This window comes from Streptomyces narbonensis (genome assembly GCF_014649015.1).
Classification (GTDB): Bacteria; Actinomycetota; Actinomycetes; order Streptomycetales; family Streptomycetaceae; genus Streptomyces; species Streptomyces narbonensis.
Window position 1 is genome coordinate 89,618 of the sequence record NZ_BMSF01000020.1, and the last position, 15,714, is coordinate 105,331.

The 15,714-nt window shown below is 72.2% G+C and carries 12 protein-coding genes, 1 pseudogene and 1 riboswitch; of the genes and pseudogenes, 7 read left to right on the forward strand and 6 right to left on the reverse strand.

The features are described 5' to 3' along the window. Positions 1–141: 141 nt before the first annotated feature. Complete coding sequence (locus IE124_RS29695; protein ID WP_189512232.1) at positions 142–696, forward strand: DoxX family membrane protein; 555 nt, start codon at positions 142–144, stop codon at positions 694–696. 32 nt (positions 697–728) lie between these two features. Continuing rightward, positions 729–1,664, forward strand: a complete 936-nt coding sequence (gene opcA, locus IE124_RS29700) for a glucose-6-phosphate dehydrogenase assembly protein OpcA (protein WP_189512234.1) — start codon at positions 729–731, stop codon at positions 1,662–1,664. A 29-nt stretch (positions 1,665–1,693) separates the two neighbouring features. Here opcA and IE124_RS29705 read toward each other — a convergent pair whose 3' ends face one another. After that, on the reverse strand, positions 1,694–2,881 hold the full coding sequence (locus tag IE124_RS29705) for a cytochrome P450 family protein (RefSeq protein WP_229832988.1): 1,188 nt from the start codon (positions 2,879–2,881) through the stop codon (positions 1,694–1,696). A 276-nt stretch (positions 2,882–3,157) separates the two neighbouring features. On the opposite strand from IE124_RS29705, the gene IE124_RS29710 reads away from it, so the two are divergent. After that, positions 3,158–4,348: a cytochrome P450 gene (locus IE124_RS29710; protein ID WP_189512238.1), complete on the forward strand. Its 1,191-nt coding sequence runs from the start codon at positions 3,158–3,160 to the stop codon at positions 4,346–4,348. 177 nt (positions 4,349–4,525) lie between these two features. On the opposite strand, the gene IE124_RS29715 is transcribed toward IE124_RS29710, so the two are convergent. Next, positions 4,526–5,500: an acetylxylan esterase gene (locus IE124_RS29715; protein WP_189512240.1), complete on the reverse strand. Its 975-nt coding sequence runs from the start codon at positions 5,498–5,500 to the stop codon at positions 4,526–4,528. 250 nt (positions 5,501–5,750) lie between these two features. On the opposite strand from IE124_RS29715, the gene IE124_RS29720 reads away from it, so the two are divergent. Further along, positions 5,751–6,032 (forward strand): hypothetical protein, encoded by a 282-nt coding sequence (locus tag IE124_RS29720; RefSeq protein ID WP_150264320.1) that lies wholly within the window; start codon positions 5,751–5,753, stop codon positions 6,030–6,032. Positions 6,033–6,119: 87 nt separating this feature from the next. Here IE124_RS29720 and IE124_RS29725 read toward each other — a convergent pair. The 4 genes and pseudogenes from IE124_RS29725 to IE124_RS29740 all read right to left on the reverse strand — a co-directional run. Continuing rightward, positions 6,120–6,449 (reverse strand): annotated as a pseudogene (locus IE124_RS29725) (acyl-CoA thioesterase); the annotation flags it as partial. A 149-nt stretch (positions 6,450–6,598) separates the two neighbouring features. Beyond that, positions 6,599–6,792, reverse strand: a riboswitch (cobalamin riboswitch). After that, positions 6,754–8,442 carry a carboxylesterase/lipase family protein gene (locus IE124_RS29730; protein WP_189512242.1) on the reverse strand — a complete coding sequence of 563 codons (1,689 nt, stop codon included), beginning with the start codon at positions 8,440–8,442 and terminating at the stop codon, positions 6,754–6,756. Its footprint overlaps the riboswitch before it by 39 nt. A gap of 217 nt (positions 8,443–8,659) precedes the next feature. Continuing rightward, positions 8,660–9,565, reverse strand: a complete 906-nt coding sequence (gene surE, locus IE124_RS29735) for a 5'/3'-nucleotidase SurE (RefSeq protein WP_189512250.1) — start codon at positions 9,563–9,565, stop codon at positions 8,660–8,662. Between the two features lie 188 nt (positions 9,566–9,753). Then, positions 9,754–11,001, reverse strand: a complete 1,248-nt coding sequence (locus tag IE124_RS29740; RefSeq protein ID WP_189512252.1) for an MFS transporter — start codon at positions 10,999–11,001, stop codon at positions 9,754–9,756. A 619-nt stretch (positions 11,002–11,620) separates the two neighbouring features. Here IE124_RS29740 and IE124_RS29745 point away from each other — a divergent pair. The 3 genes from IE124_RS29745 to IE124_RS29755 all read left to right on the forward strand — a co-directional run bounded on the left by IE124_RS29745 (position 11,621) and on the right by IE124_RS29755 (position 15,650). Beyond that, positions 11,621–12,229 (forward strand): phosphatase PAP2 family protein, encoded by a 609-nt coding sequence (locus IE124_RS29745; protein WP_189512254.1) that lies wholly within the window; start codon positions 11,621–11,623, stop codon positions 12,227–12,229. Between the two features lie 291 nt (positions 12,230–12,520). Continuing rightward, positions 12,521–14,092 (forward strand): carboxylesterase/lipase family protein, encoded by a 1,572-nt coding sequence (locus IE124_RS29750; protein WP_189512256.1) that lies wholly within the window; start codon positions 12,521–12,523, stop codon positions 14,090–14,092. Positions 14,093–14,642: 550 nt separating this feature from the next. Then, positions 14,643–15,650 (forward strand): LacI family DNA-binding transcriptional regulator, encoded by a 1,008-nt coding sequence (locus IE124_RS29755; protein ID WP_189512258.1) that lies wholly within the window; start codon positions 14,643–14,645, stop codon positions 15,648–15,650. Positions 15,651–15,714 lie beyond the last annotated feature (64 nt).

Genomic DNA, 15,714 nt, shown 5'->3' on the forward strand with positions numbered 1-15,714 from the left:
GTCCGGGTAAGGAGGCCGAGAGTGGACGGCGTACGAGTCCCTGAGTCCGAACGAGTCCCGCACGGGGTCCATGCCGGTCCCCGCGCGTCCGTACGCGACCACTTCCCCGCATCGCCCCCGCACGTTACGGAGACCCCTCTCATGGCCGACCTCAATCGACGCGACCTCGGGCTGCTCGTGCTGCGGGTCGGCACCGGTGCCGTCCTCGCCGCCCACGGCACGCAGAAGCTCTTCGGCTGGTTCGGCGGCGGTGGCATCGAAGGCACCGCCAAGGGCATGGAGGCGATGGGGTTCTCGCCCGGCCGGGAGAGCGCGATCGCAGCCGGTCTCGGCGAGGCGGGCGGCGGCGTCCTCCTCGCGCTCGGCCTCGCCACCCCGGCCGCCGGCGCCGCCGCGGCCGGCGCCATGACGGGAGCCGTCGCCGTCCACGCCCCGGCCGGCTTCTTCGCGCAGGCCGGCGGATACGAGTACCCGGCCTTCCTCGGCTTCACCGCCGCCGCGATCGGGATCGCCGGCGCCGGCCGGTACTCCCTGGACCACGCCACCTGCCACGTCCTCGACCGGCCGTGGGTGGTGGCGACCGCCTTCGTCGGCACCGCACTCGCGGCGGCCGCCGTCGTCGGCCGCCGGGCCCAGGACCAGGGGTCTCGGTCGGACGACGAACCGGCCGACACCGCACCGGGCGAGGAGCGTTAGGCTCGCCACAGAGGAAGGGACGGGCGCCGCGCATGAAGATCGATCTGACGGACACCAACTCCAGCAAGATCAACAAGGCGATCCTGGAGGGCCGGCGGGCCGTCGGCACACCCGCCGTCGGTGTCGTGCTCACCCTCCTCGTCGTCACCGACGAGGAGAACGCCTACGACGCGGTCAAGGCCGCCAACGAAGCCTCCAGGGAGCACCCCTCCCGGACCCTCGTCGTCATCAAGCGCCATGCCCGCACGCCCCGCGAGCGGCACGAGAACCGGCTCGACGCCGAGGTCCGGCTCGGGACCGACGCCGGCTCGGGCGAGACGGTCCTGCTCCGCTTCCACGGCGAACTCGCCGCCCGCGCCGACTCCGTGGTCCTTCCGCTGCTCCTGCCGGACGCGCCGGTCGTCGTCTGGTGGCCGGTCGACGCCCCGGAGGTCCCCTCCCGGGACCCGCTGGGCGTCCTCGCGCAGCGGCGCATCACCGACATGTACGCGGTCGAGGACCCGCTCGCAGCGCTGGAGGCCCGGGCCGTCTCGTACGCCCCCGGCGACACGGACCTCGCCTGGACCCGGCTCACCCCGTGGCGCTCGATGCTGGCCGCCGCGCTCGACCAGGCCCCGTCGACCGTGACCTCGGCCGCCGTGGAGAGCGAGGCGGAGAACCCCAGCGCCGAGCTCCTCGCCCGCTGGTTCGAGGTCAGACTCGGCGTCCCCGTCGACCGGATCGTCAGCGACGGCCCGGTCGTCACGGCCGTCCGCATGGGAACGTCCGACGGGGAGATCCGCATCGACCGGCCGGAGGGCCCGGTGGCCCGCCTCGCCATCCCCGGCCAGCCCAGCCGGGTCCTCGCCCTCAAGGTCCGGACCACCGCCGAGCTGATCGCCGAGGAACTGCGCCGCCTCGACCCCGACGAGGCGTACGCGGCCGCCCTGCGCGGCAGCGCCCGACGGCAGGCGGCGCGGCCGGCCTGAGCGGCCGCACCTGGGGCCGACCCGAGGGCTCAGCCCTCCGGAGTGAAGGCCACCGGCAGCGTCGCCATGCCCCGGAGGATGCCCTCGCGCCGCGACAGGTCCGCGTCCGGGTCCGCGAGGCGCAGGTCCGGGAAGCGGCGGAGCAGGGTGCCGATGGCGATCCGGGCCTCGGCCCGGGCCAGCGGGGCACCCAGGCAGAAATGCACACCATGGCCGAAAGCGAGCTGCTGCGGCACCTCGCGGCGTGCCACGTCGAGGATGTCGGCACGGTCGTAACGAGCCGGGTCGCGGTTGGCCGCGGCGAGGCCGATGATGATCATCTCGCCCGCCGGGATGGTCACCCCGCCGATCTCGTACGTGTCGACGGTGAAGCGCGCGACACCCCGGCTCACGGGTCCCTCGTAGCGCAGCAGTTCCTCGATCGCGCCGGGGAGCAGTGAGGGGTCGTCGCGGAGCGCCGCGAACTGCTCCGGGTGCCTCAGGAGCGCGTGGACGCCGTTGGCGATGAGGCTCGCCGTCGTCTCGTGACCGGCCAGCGTGAGCAGGATCGTCATGGCCGTCAGCTCGCGGTCGCTGATCCGCGCCTCGGCCTGCGCGGCGCACAGCGCGCTCAGCAGGTCATCCTTCGGGTCGGCCTTGCGTTGAGCGATCAACGGCTCGAAGAACTCGGTGAGTTCGGCCCGCGCCTGGGCCCCCTTGGCGAGGCGCTCGGGGGTGTTGGGCGGCATGATGAGGCCGACCGCGAGGCGGGCGAAGTCGGGCTGTCCCTCGGCCGGGATGCCGATGAGCTCGCTGAGCACGGCCATGGGCAGCGGGAGGGCGAACTCCGAGACGAGATCGGCCGATCCGCGTGCCGCGAAGGCGTCGATGAAGGCGTCGGTGTGCGCCTGGACGCGGGGCGCCATCTGCTCCACGCGCCGGAAGGTGAAGGCCTTCGAGACGAGGTTGCGCAGCCGCGTGTGGTCCTCGCCGTTGGCGACGAGCATGCTGCCCATCAGGACGTTGGTGCGCTCCTGGTGGGCCATCTCCTCCTCGAGTCCGTTGACCCCGACCGGACTGCTGCTGAGCCGGGGGTCGGTGAGCGCCGCCACCGCCTCGTCGTAGCCGGTGACCATCCAGACTTCAAGGGTGGGATTCAGTCGGACACGCTGGACGACACCATGCTCGCGGATCCGCTCGAAGAGGGGGTAGGGGTTGGGCTGTTGGGCAACGTTCACCGGGACATCGTGAACTATCGTCTGGTCTTGGCCGGTCATCTTCCGTAACTCCCCGCAGCTTTGTGAAAGATCTCTGGCAAGTAGTCATACCAGCCACCTCAGTTGCGTGGTAGCGTCACCGGCGCTCGGCTCGAATGATGTACGGGGAAGGACCGGCGAACCGCCGGTGGCACACCAGCGAGACGCTCCACCCACCGGTGGATCAACGTCCCGCACAGCTCGACTCGTCAGCAGGCAAGGCCTCAACCAGGCCCTATGCGAAGGGGGAGATGTTTCGTGGAGCAAGCGGCAGGCGTGGACCCGATCCTGGACCTGGTCCGTCCGTCGAACCTGCGGAACCCGTACCCCGCGTATGCCCGGATGAGGGAGTCCGCCCCCGTCTACTGGCACGAACTGCTCGGCTCCTGGGTGCTGACCCGGCACGCCGACTGCCTTGCCGTCCTCACCGACAGTCACCGATTCGCCTCCGACTGGCGCCGCGCAGGGGAGGACATCCCCGCGCCGCTGCTGAGCGTGCAGACCCTCGACCCGCCGGAGCACACGGCCATTCGGCACCTGCTTCTCGACGGATTCCGGGCCCAGGACCGGCGGGCGCTGCACGACGGTCTGGACCTCCAGATCGACGACCTGCTCGCGGAGCTGGCCGAGCGGCCCTCGTTCGACTTCGTGGGCGAGCTGGCCGAACCGGTCGCGCTGCGTTTCGTCACCGCCTTCCTCGGCGTCCCGGCCCCCGAGCTCGACTGGTTCGTGCCCATGTCCCGTACCGTCGTCGACGGCATGGACGCCGGCCTGTGGCCGGAGAAGCACGAGCCCGCCGTCGCCGCCCGGGCCAGGCTCGCCGAGTACGCCGGCGGCTGGCTCGCGGATCCACCGAAGGAAGGGCTCATCGCCCACGTCGCTGAGCACGCGGCGGACAGCGGCGTTGAGGAAACGATTCTTCGGAACAGTCTGCGCGCGGTCCTGCACGCCGGCTACGAATCCGCCTCACGGCTCCTCGGCAACGCCGCGGCGGCCCTCCTCACCACCCCCGGCGCGATGGCCGCCTTCCCGGCGACCCCTGCCTCCGCCGTGGACGAACTCATCCGGTACGACGCACCCGTCCAGGCGGACGCCCGGGTCTGCGTCACCGACACCGAACTGGGTGGCGTCACGATGAGAGCGGGTGATCCGGTCACGCTGTTCCTCGGCGCGGCCAACCACGACCCGCTCCGCTTCGACCACCCCACAGAGCTGCGACTCGACCGCACCCCGAACCCGCACCTCGGGTTCGGACGCGGGGCCCATGCCTGTCTGGGCGCGTCCATGGCGATCCGGCTCGCCGGATCGGTCCTCGGGGCCCTGGCCAGGGACTACCCGGACGCACGGGGAGTCGCGGAACCGGAACACCGGCGCAATCTGACCCTCCGCGGTCTCGACCGCTTCGAGGTCACTCTGCGCCCGACAGCGGGGGAGGGGGTACGACCATGAAGTACTGGCACTGAAACCAGTGAGCGGGGCGCCCGTCCGGGAGGCGCGCGCCACGCCTCGTGCACGACCGTGCACGACCTGAAGCCCGAGCCTGTTGTACGGCTCGGGCTTCAGCCCTGTCCGGACGGGGCCGGAACGGGCCGGAAGGTTGTCGTTCCCGGCCCGCACCCCGCCGCCTCAGCCGCGGCGCAACCTGGCCGGCAGCCAGCGGAGCTGGGCCTCCTGCTGGAAGGAGCCGCCGCCCTCGTGGTCGTTGAAGTCGTAGACCTCGATCTCCTTGTCCTCCTCCGCGTACGCGTTGAAGGCCGCGAACACCGTGGACGGCGGGCACGTCAGGTCCTCGAGGGCCGTCGAGAACAGTGCGGGAGCCGTGGCGCGCGAGGCGAAGTGGACCCCGTCGAAGTACGCCAGCGTGTCCCGCACCAGCTGGACGCGGCCCCGGTGGGCCTTGAGGTAGTTGCCGATCTCGCGATACGGCATGCGGTCCGTGAGGGTCGTCGCGCGCGGGAAGTCGCAGAGGAACGGCACGTCGGGGGCGACGGCCACCAGGTCCCCCACCAGCCCGGCCACCGCGAGGGTGATGCCGCCGCCCTGGCTCCCGCCGGTCACCGCCGTACGGCTCGCGTCCACGAGCGGGTGTGAGCGGGCCGCCTCCACGGCGCGGACCGCGTCCGTGAAGAGCCGCCGGTAGTAGTAGGTGTCCGGGCTCTCGATGCCCCGGGTCATGAAGCCGGAGGCGGCGGGCCCGCTGCCGACCGGGTCGGAGGTGTCGCCGGTGGCCCAGCCGCTGCCCTGCCCCCGGGTGTCCATCACGAAGTGCCCGAACCCGGCGGAGGCCCAGAGCAGGTGCGTGTGCGGCAGGCCGCGCCCGCCTCCGTACCCGAGGAACTCGACGACCACGGGCAGTGGTTCGGAGGCGCCCGCCGGCAGCGCGAACCAGCCCTTGACCGGCTGGCCGTCGAATCCGGCGAAGGTCACGTCGTACGTCTCCACCGTCGTGAGTCCCGTGGCGACGCGCTCGAAGCGCGCGCCGAGCGGGTGGGCGCGCGTCTCGTCGAGGGTCTTCGCCCAGAAGGCGTCGAAGTCCTCCGGCTCCACGGACGTACTGCGGTAGGTGCGGAGTTGGTCGATGGGCAGGTCGAACTGGCTCATGAGAACCGCCTGGTGAGTGAGAGTCGCGTTCGAAATCTCGACCGGTCACCCCGGTCCTCCCCACCCTAGTCGGACCCCGCCGCCGATTCATATACGTGAATCCCGGATGGCGGCCCGCGAACGGCGCCGCACCGACACATCAGACGGAGAGTGCCACGAGAACGCTCCCGGAGCACTCCCCGTGGCATCCTCGGACGATGCCCCACCGCGTCCGGCTGCGGGCCTTCGTCGTCCTGCGCGGAGGAACACCATGCTCATCAGCCACACCGTTCGCCACCACGTCCTGCACGTGGCGCTCCACCGCGACCTGGACGTCACCAACAGGGCCGCGGCCGCCCTTCAGATCCAGGCCCTGGTCCAGACCCACAGCCCGACCCGCGTGGTCATCGCCCTCCCGGCAGCCGACCCCACCCCCGCCACCCTCAGCGCCCTCGCCCGCGCCCACCGCATGTGCGGAAGCCTCGGCATCCCCCTCACCCTGACGGGCGCGAGCACCCGCACGAGCCGCCTCCTGGAGGCGAACACCCCTTAGTGGGGCGAAACTTGTGCGGGTGACCTCGCCGAGAGCGGAAGCGGTGGATCCTCAGGACAGGCCGGGCAGCGTCACGTCGAGCGCCGCTACGGGGCGCGGGCTGCCCTCGGCGTCGATGGCGACGAAGGTGAGGAACGCCGTGGCGACCTCGGTGGCGGGACCGGAGTGGTTCCAGCGCTCGGCGGTCACGCGGACGCCGACGGTCATGGAGGTCCGCCCGGCGCGTTCGAGCCCGGCCTCGACGCTGAGCAGGTCCCCGGCCCGTACGGGGGCGAGGAAGCTCATGCGGTCGACGGAGACGGTGACGGCGGGCCCGTCGGCGTGCCGACCGGCGGCCGCGGCGGCTGCGTCGTCGATGAGCTTCATCATCACGCCGCCGTGGATGGTGCCGTAGAGGTTGGTGTCGTGCTCGCTCATGATGTGGGCGAGCACGACCCGGGAGTCGCCCGGCGTCTTGGCGGGGCGGGACACGGGGGCGGGGCTGGTGACGGTGGGATCGGCCACGTCAACTCTCCTTCGCGAGTCGCGGCAGGGCTGTTCCGCACCCAAGGGATCGGGGGCGCGGGCAGCGGGCAGGTCTTCGGACTCGCGGGCACGCCACTCCTGACGGAGGGCCCCTACTGGCCGTCGCTTCCCAGGCCCTTCCGGACCCAGTGCGTAGGACGGCGGTCGTTCCCGCTCACCGCTGCGGGGCAGTCCCGGATTCCCACCAGGTTCCCTCTTACGACGCTCCCGCCTGGCGGACGGGGCGAACCAGCTGCGTCGCCAGCCTACGCGGCGGGCTCGCCGGCCCGGCGGTCGGCGTGCCTCCCGCGACGACCGTCCCCGCAGGTTGGTGCCGTGACCAGAAGTCGCACCGGTGGTCCGCCGCGAAGTTCGTGGAGGTGCGGGTGCCCTCCGGGGCGAGGGTCAGGACGGTGTAGCGGCCGAGGGTCCGCGGCCAGCGGGGCGCACCGGCGAGGTGGGGGTCGCCGGTGCGGGCGAATGCTCCCCAGCGGCGCTTCATGTCGTCCGCGAAGGCGGTCTGCGCGGCGGTGAGCGGTCGGTCGGTCAGGCCGAAGTCGTGTACGTAGGCGAGCTCGGCGCTGTGTGCGTTGGCCATGTCCACGCCCGGCGGTTGGGCTCCGAGGAGGGCCGGGGACCGAGGGTCGTCGAACTCGTAGACATAGGTGGGCACCTGCTCCGCGAAGGCACGCGCCGTGCTGAGCGTGGCGCAGGCGAAGGTGGAGTCGGTGAGGACCGCCGACAGCGCGTCGAACGGAGTGGGGTGGCCGGCCACGGGGTAGCGCGCCAGCACCTCCTGCGCCGCCGGTCCGTACAGGGCGTCGATCCGGTCGGTGTACTCCTGCGCCGTGAGGTACGGATCGCTGCCGGCTACGAAGAACTTGGCCTCCGCCTTGGTGCTGCCGATGAGGACGGGGACCTTGTTCCACCTGCCGGAGGCGATCGCCTCGTACGGCTGGGCGGGGAGCAGACGGTCACCGAAGGCGGGCCCCGCGGTGGGACGGCTGCGGCCGGCGGCGACCAGGTCGGCCGCCGGTACCGTACGCAGACAGGCGGCGCGGGTGGCAGGTTCGGCACAGCCCGCCGCGGACGCGAAGTCCCCGGCCGCCTCGGCGGCCTGGGCGGAGCCGGGCGCGCGCATCAGGCTGCACGGTCCGCTCTGGAGGACGGCGCGGGAGAAGAGGCCGGCGGCGCGCGGAGAGCTGAGCGCGGCACAGACCGAGGCGCTGCCGGCGGACTGTCCCCAGAGCGTGATGTTTTCGGGGTTCCCACCGAAGGCGGCGATGTTGTCGCGGGTCCATTCGAGGGCCGCGATCTGGTCCATGAGTCCGTACGATCCGGAGCCGAGGGCGTTCTGCCGGGTGAGTTCGGGCGCGGCGAGGTAACCGAGCTGACCGAGGCGGTAGTTGACGCTCACGACCACGCTGCCGGTGAGGTCGGCCATGGTGCGGCCGCCGAACTGGGTGCCGGTGCCGATGAGGAAGGCGCCGCCGTGGATCCAGAACAGTACGGGCAGCCGGTCACCGGGACGGGAGTGGCGAGGCCGGTACACGTCCAGGTAGAGGCAGTCCTCGCTGACGTATTCCGGGTCGCTCAGCCCGACGGGCAGGAACTGCACGCATGCGGGCGCCGGCCGGGTCGCCTCGCGTGTCCCGGCCCACCGTCCCGGCTGTCGGGGCGGACGGAACCGCAGGTCCGCCACGGGCGGTGCGGCGTACGGGACGCCGAGGAACTCCTCGGCCCGGCCGTCGGCGCGGCCGGCGAGCCGGCCCTGGTCGGTGGCGACGACCGGGCGTGCCGCGGTGACGCCCTGCCGGGCCGGGGCCGCGACCGCCGGGTGGGTGAACAGTGCTGCGACGGCGAGCAGCAGAGCGAGCACCATCGAGGGAACGGCCGAGCGCGTCATCCTTGTCAACTCTCCTCCACGGGGTGTCAAACGCATGACAGACGAGGGGTGTCGGATCACGTCCGGTGGACGCGGGACACCCCCGCCCCGGCGGACACGGAGCCGCCGGGGCAGGGCGCGGGCGTTGCCGGGTCCGGCGATGGACCGGGCGTTGCCGGGCCCGGCGATGGACCGGGCGTTGCCGGGCCCGGCTATGGACCGGGCATGCCGCGTCCGGCTACGGACGCAGGCCGCGCAGCTGCGCCGCGACCTTGGCGAAGTCCGGGGTGCCGGTGTTCCAGTCCGGGGAGATCGGAGCGACGGACACCCTGTCCGCACGGACCGCTTCCACGTCACCGCCCCGCTGGTCCGGCGCCGGGACCAGGCTGACGCCGACCTTCCAGGTCCCGTCGCCGACGTCGGTGTACTCCGCCGCGAGCCCGGGCTGGGGATCCTGGGTGGTGACGGAAGCGCCCCGTGCGATTCCCTTGCCGTCCGCTCCGACCACGGGATGGTTCACGTTGAGACCCACGCCCGCGGGCAGCAGCCGGCCGTTCCTGGCCTGCGCGCGCAGCCGCTCGATGAGCTTGACGGTGAAGTCGTTGGTGGGCCCCATGGCGTTGAAGATCTGTTCGGGAACCGGGACCGCGAGCTCGCCGGTGCTCACCGCGATGGCCGGCACGCCGCGCTCCAGGGCGGCGATCGCGCCGCCGACCGTTCCGGAGTGGGTCGCCAGCGCGGCCACGTTGGGCCCGAAGTTCGTACCTGAGACCACGAGGTCCGGGGCGCGGTCCTTGAACACCGCGGCGAGACCGAAGGACACCGAGTCGCCGGGCGTGCCGTCCACGGCCCACACCCCGGGTTCGGGATGCTCGACCCTGACGGTGCTGGCGCTCATCAGCTTCGTCCCGGCGCCGCTCTGGTTGGTGAGCGGGGCGACGATGGTGACGTCGTGCCCCGCGGCGGTCAGCCGCTGGAACAGCATGCGGATGCCGGGCGCGCTGTACCCGTCGTCATTGGTCAGCAGGATGCGCAGCGGGCCGGTCGGCCCGGCCTCCGCGGCGGCACTCGCCGGCGCCGTGCCGGTCAGCGCGGGCGTGCACAGCAGCAGAGCGGCCAGGGGAAGAACGCGCGTGCGTCTCACGGGGTTGCTCCTTCGATGAGGGTGAAGAAGGTGGGAGAGAGGGAGGGGAGGTGGGTGATCGCCGGACGCACGCCCCCTCGGCATGCGCCCGGCGAGTCTTGGCGCGGCGGTACGGAGGGTCTTCGCGCAGCGGTACGGAGGGTCTTCGCGCAGCGGTACGGAGGGTCTTCGCGCAGCGGTACGGAGGGTCAGCGCACCCCGCGGATGAGGACGACGGACAGCGCGCCCAGCAGGGAGAGCACGCCGCCGATGACGAACAGCGGGGTGTAGCCGCCGAGCGCGGTCACGATGGCGGAGGCGATGAACGGGGCGATGATCTGCGGCCCCGCGTTGGCGACGTTCAGGACGCCCATGTCCCGTGCGGCGTCCTCCGCCCGGGGCAGGACCAGGGTGACCACCGCGGTATCCACCGCCATGAAGCAGCCGAAGCCCAGACCGTTGAGGGCGCTGAACACGAGCATGCCGGTCCAGGTCGGGCTGATCGCGGGGATCGCCATCGCGGCCCCGGCGAGCGCCGCGGACACGCCGACGAAGATCTTCCGCCGGTTCCAGCGGTCGGACAGCAGACCGCCCACGACGGTGGAAAGGGCCATGGCGGCCATCGACACCGGAGTGAGCACGGCTATCGCCTCGGCCGGTTCCAGCCCGTCGGGCAGGGTGATGTGGTCGTCGAGGATGTACAGCTGGTAGCCCACGACGGAGAAGTAGCCGAGCACCAGCAGGGCGCGTCCGATGAAGGCCCATCGGAAGTCGTGGTCGGCCAGGGCGGACAGGAAGGCGCCGAGGCGTTCGCGCTTCGGGACGGCGGGGGCGGGCACGCGTGGCCGCGGTACGTCGCGGCAGAAGGTGGCGAGCAGCAGCGCCGCGCCGGCCGCCAGGGCGCCGAGCACCAGATAGCCGGTGGTGAGCCGGCCGGTCGTCTGCGAGGCGATCATCACGCCGACGGTGCCGCCGACGGGCAGGGCCAGACCGACCAGGGCGGAGGCCGTGCCCCGGCGGGCGACCGGGACACGGTCGGGCACGATGGCGGTGACGGCGGCCTGGTAGACGTTCATCGTCGCCTGCACCAGGCACCATCCGATGCCGACCAGCAGCACCGTGTCGACGCTGCCGATGAACCCGAGGCCGGCGAGGGCGGCGAGCGCGCCGCCGAGGATCCAGGGGTTCCGGCGTCCGTTGCGGTCCGACAGGGCGCCGGCGATCGGGTTGAACGCGGTGGCGAAGATCGCGCTCACCCCGCCGATGACACCGAGCACGGCGACCTTGTCAGTCGGATCGATGGCGGCGATCTGGAGCGGCAGCAGCACCGAGCCGACACCCATGTACACGGCGAGCATTGAGGCGTTCGCGAGCAGGAGGAGCAGCATGAGGCCGCGCTGAGGGGGTGCGGGCGCCTCCGGTGACGCGTCCGGCTGGGTCAGTTCATCGGCTGTCACGGTGACCACCGGGGGATGCGGGCGCGGGGAACGCGCGGCGGGGGATCGGGGCGTGCATGGCGACTCCTCGGGACGGAGCTGAGCGCGGAGCTACGAGCTGGAGCGATGAGGGGATGGCCGCGGGGAGGGCGTCTTCCGCCCTGCGACGGGCGCAGGGAGAGCGGAGAGCAGCAGCGGGTGAGTTACACGTGTTAGTCGCGGCTTGCAGCATTGTGTAGCACTCGGGAAGCCCCATGGGTAGGGGATAGAGGCAAGTGAGTGGCAACCGTGACCGCGGGCGACGAGGCCGGTTGCTAACACGTGTAGCTACTCGTGGGTCGCTCTTGTGTCGAGGCTCGTGAAGGTTCAACCTGGCCTGGAGGTCTGTGCGTGACGGTCGCCGCGCACGGTGGGGCCGCCGCGTGCGGACCCCGCTCCCGCGGCCGCGTCGCCGCCCGCTCCCGCTCGTCTCTCCGTCACCGCCGTCTCGTCGACGTCGCGGTTTCCCCGCAGTTTCCGGAGGTCAGCCATGTCCCTTTCGCCTGCCGTTCCCGCCCCCTCGCCGCCTCCCGGAGAGCCGGCGCGTCATCCGGTCCCGGCCGCGCCGCCCCGGCGGGCCGTGCCGGCCGGATCGTTGCTGATGGCCGCTGCTCTGGCGGCCGGCCTCGCCACCCTCGGCGAGGGGGCGCCGGTCTTCCAAGGCGTCGACGATCTCTGGATGAGTGCGATGCGCGGCTCGCCGGACGACACGGTGACGGGTCTCGCCCGCGCCCTCGATGTCCTCGGAGGGCCCCTCGGCATGGTCGTGCCGCTGGTGTTGACGGGGTGTCTCGCCGTCTACGGCCGCTGGAGATCCGGGGTGTTCGTGTTCGTCGCGTGTGTCCTGGCCAACGTCGTCGTGGTCCTTCCGGTCAAGCAGTTCGTCGACCGCCCGCGCCCGCTGGAGCCGTGGATCCTGGTGGGTGGCGGCTCGTTCCCGTCCGGTCAGGTCTTCACCGTGACGACCCTCGCCATGGCGGCCGGAGTGGTCCTCTTCCCGCCGGCCGCACGGCGCTGGTGGTGGTTGTTCGCCGCCGTCCTGGTGGGCGCCACCATGTGGAGCCGCACCTGGATGCACGCCCAGTGGCTGAGCGACGCGGCGGCCGGCGCCGCCATGGGGGCGGGTGTCGTCCTGCTGCTCTGGTCCGCGTTCGCCCGACTGCTGGAAGAGGAGGCCGTCCGTGCGGCGGCAGGCCGTCTCTGGGACTGAACGGGGCGCGCTGTGTATCGAAAGATTGACGGCCGTCATGCATGCTGCATAGCCTCACTGTCTGGCTCGGCTCCGGCTGATCCGGATCCGGCCTCTTTCGCTGGTGGGGCGATCCCCTCTATCCACCGATCCCGTCGGTGGACTGAACTCGCTGGCTCCACTGGTTCCGCTGCTTCCACTGGTTCCGCCGGTTCCACTGGTTCCGCCGGTTCCGCGGATCCCGCCGGTTCCGCTCGGCCCGCGGTGGCGGCGCTGACGCGCCCGGCGAACCATTGACCAAGGAGGACAAGCATGGCTGACATGCAAGAGGAGGCGGCGCCGCTCGTCGTCGAGCTGCCGGCCGGCCGGCTGCGCGGCCGGACCGACGGCGGCCTCGCGGTGTTCAAGGGCGTGCCGTACGCCGCACCTCCGGTGGGCGAGCTGCGCTGGCGCGCCGCCCGGCCGCACCCCGGCTGGAGCGGCACGCGCGACGCGACGGAGCACGGCCCGAGCGCGCCGCAGATGTTCATCGAGGGTGGCGACCCCGTCCTCGGCGGCCACGGAAGTCCACCGTTCGACGACGACTGCCTGACGCTGAACGTGTGGACACCGGCACTCGACGCCGCGCGGCGGCCGGTGCTGGTCTGGATCCATGGCGGCGGCTTCGTCTCCGGTTCCGGATCGCTGCCCATCTACTCGGGTGAGACCTTCGCCCGCGACGGCGACCTTGTGGTCGTCACCCTCAACTACCGTATCGGCCCCCTCGGTTACCTTTCCTTCGCCGACGAGGCCGACGAGGCCGACGAGGCCGAAGGGGACGCGCAGCCGGCCAACCTCTGGCTCACCGACCAGCTGGCCGCGCTGCGCTGGGTGCGCGACAACATCGACCGCTTCGGCGGGGACCCCGACCGGGTCACGGTCGCCGGCCAGTCGGGCGGTGCGCTGTCGACGGCCTCCCTGGCCGGACACCCCGAGGCGCGGAAACTGTTCCAACGGGTCATCCTGCAGAGTCCGCCCTTCGGGCTGCGCATTCCCGCCCCCGCCGAGTACCAAGAGCGCGTCGACGCCTACCTGCGGCTCGCCGGGGCGAAGGACGCCGAGGAACTCCGCGCCCTGCCGTGGCCGCGGCTGATCGAGGCCGCGGGCGGGCTCTTCGCGCAGACCATGCGCTGGGGGTACTGGCCCACCCCCTTCCTCCCCGTGCGCGACGACGTCACGCTCTTCCGCCATCCCGCGCACACCCTCCTCGACGGGCCGTCGGCGGACATCGACGTCCTCGTCGGCTGGACCCGGGAAGAGGCCAACTTCGGGTTCGCCCTGGACCCCGGCCATGTGCAGGCCACTCGCGAGCAGGTCGTCGACCGCATCGCGGAGACGTTCGGCGCGGGCCTGGCGGCCGACGTGTACGACGAGTACGCGCGGACCCGCCCCGGTGCCCGGCCGGTCGACGTGCTCATGGACCTCATCACGGACGAGCTGTTCCGCGTGCCCTGTCTGGAGCTGGCCGAGGCCAGGGCGGCATCGGGGCGCCCGGTGTGGGCGTACCAGTTCGACCTGCCGGCGCCCGCCCATCAGGGGAGGCTCGCGGCCGCTCACTGTCTCGAACTCCCCTTCGTCTTCGACAACTTCGACAACTGGGCGCACGCCCCGCTGGCCGAGGGGATCGACCCGGCGGTGGGGCGGGGGCTGGGGCAGAGCATGCACCGGGCATGGATCGCCTTTGCCCGGACAGGCGACCCGAACCATGACGGACTGCCGTACTGGGAGCCGTACCGGACGGACGACCGCACCACGATGCGTTTCGACAGCGTCACCCTGCCCGTCAGTGACCTCGCCGGGCACGCGCGCCGCCTGCACCGCCGACGGGCGGCGGAATCGGAGTAGCCGCCGTCGTCACGTCTTCCTGGGAAGTCACACGGGAAAGCTGTTACACGTGTAATCTCCCTGTCGGGGCCGCCGTAGGGGGGTGGGGGCCCCGGCCGGTCCCGAGCTCCTGACGGCTCGGGATCGGCCCCGCTTCCCGTCCGTGTGAACGGGAGGCGGGAGCCGACGGCTCTCGCGGCGTGACAGCTCGGGCGCGCCTTGTCACCGCCCGCGCGGCCCGCACCGCCCGCGCGGCCCGCACCGCCCGCACTGTCCCTGCCGTGCGCCCGGTGAGACCGCTGTCTGCATCCGCGTCGCCACCTGATCCCCTTCGCGGCAGCCTTCGCCGCGGAGTCCTCCCGGATTACGCCCTGTAGGGCCATGCCGATCGGAGCATCGCGCGCGTGCGAGAGATGGCCTTCGGTTTCGACCAGGGCGAGAGTGGCGATACCGCAACGGCGCTCGGCGTCTGTCTGGCCTCACGGCGGATGTGCCTCCGGCACCTGCGGTAACGCGTGTAACCTTGGTAGGGGTCGATCGGGCCGAACGGGGAGACGAGGCAGGGGACGACATGGGCGAGAAGCCGACCGCGGCGGCGGCCGTCACGAGTGCCGATGTGGCGCGTCTGGCGGGGGTGTCACGCGCGACGGTGTCCTTCGTCCTCAACAACACACAGGAGCACCGGGTCAGCGAGACCACGCGTGCCCGCGTGCTGGCGGCGGCCGAGCAGCTCGGTTACGTGCCGCACGCCGCAGCCCGGTCGCTCAGGGCCGGCCGCAGCAATCTCGTACTCATCCCCGCATCGGTCTCCGCTGCCGGAAGCCTGGTCAGCGCCTGGGTCGACGACCTGGAGAGCGAGCTGGAGCGCCACGGATACGTCCTCGTGCTGCACGCCGGACGGTTCCCCGACCCGGTGAGCTCCGCCCGGGCCTGGGCGGAGCTCCGTCCGGCGGCGGTGGTGGCCCTGGACGGCGACAGCCTGTCCGGGCAGGCCGTGGAGGTCCTCAGTCGGGCGGGGGTGCGCGGCGTGCTGGCCTTCGCGTCCCGGGAGGTGCCCGGCGCCCACACCGTGGACTTCGATCAGTCACGCATCGGCGCGCTCGCCGTCGAGCACCTGGTGGCGCGGGGCTGCCGGAAGGTCGGTGTGGTCATGCCGCAGGAGCGCGGCCTCGGCACCTTCGCCCGGCCGCGCCTGGCCGGTGCCGAGGGGGTCGCCGCCCGAAGTACGGCGACGGTGACGCCGGTGGACCTGTCCTACACCCACGAATCCGCCGCCGAACTCGCCGCGCGCTGGCGCGAGCTGGGTCTGGACGGGGTGTTCGCCTACAACGACGAGTACGCCGCGCTGCTGTTGCACGCCCTGCGCAACGAGGGCGTGTCCGTCCCCGGGGACGTCGCCGTGGTCGGCTGCGACGACCTGGTCCTCTCGGCCTTGCAGCAGCCGCCGTTGACGTCCGTACGGCTGGACCTGCCCACGCCCGCGCAGGTCGCCGACGCCCTGCACGAACTGGTGGACCGCGGCGCACGGCCGGAAGTGCGGGGCATGGAGCCCTTCCTGGTGCACCGTCAGTCCTCCTGACCCGCAAGTCTTTTGAGCCCTCGGTTCTCGTGAGCCGTCAGTCTCAGTGAGCCGTCAGCCCCAG

Excerpts from the sequence above, each read along its gene's own strand:
- IE124_RS29695 (WP_189512232.1), top strand. The coding sequence starts at position 142 with ATGGCCGACCTCAATCGACGCGACCTCGGGCTGCTCGTGCTGCGGGTC.
- opcA (WP_189512234.1), top strand. The coding sequence starts at position 729 with ATGAAGATCGATCTGACGGACACCAACTCCAGCAAGATCAACAAGGCG.
- IE124_RS29715 (WP_189512240.1), bottom strand. The coding sequence starts at position 5,500 with ATGAGCCAGTTCGACCTGCCCATCGACCAACTCCGCACCTACCGCAGT.
- IE124_RS29720 (WP_150264320.1), top strand. The coding sequence starts at position 5,751 with ATGCTCATCAGCCACACCGTTCGCCACCACGTCCTGCACGTGGCGCTC.
- IE124_RS29730 (WP_189512242.1), bottom strand. The coding sequence starts at position 8,442 with ATGACGCGCTCGGCCGTTCCCTCGATGGTGCTCGCTCTGCTGCTCGCC.
- IE124_RS29745 (WP_189512254.1), top strand. The coding sequence starts at position 11,621 with ATGGCCGCTGCTCTGGCGGCCGGCCTCGCCACCCTCGGCGAGGGGGCG.
- IE124_RS29750 (WP_189512256.1), top strand. The coding sequence starts at position 12,521 with ATGGCTGACATGCAAGAGGAGGCGGCGCCGCTCGTCGTCGAGCTGCCG.
- IE124_RS29755 (WP_189512258.1), top strand. The coding sequence starts at position 14,643 with ATGGGCGAGAAGCCGACCGCGGCGGCGGCCGTCACGAGTGCCGATGTG.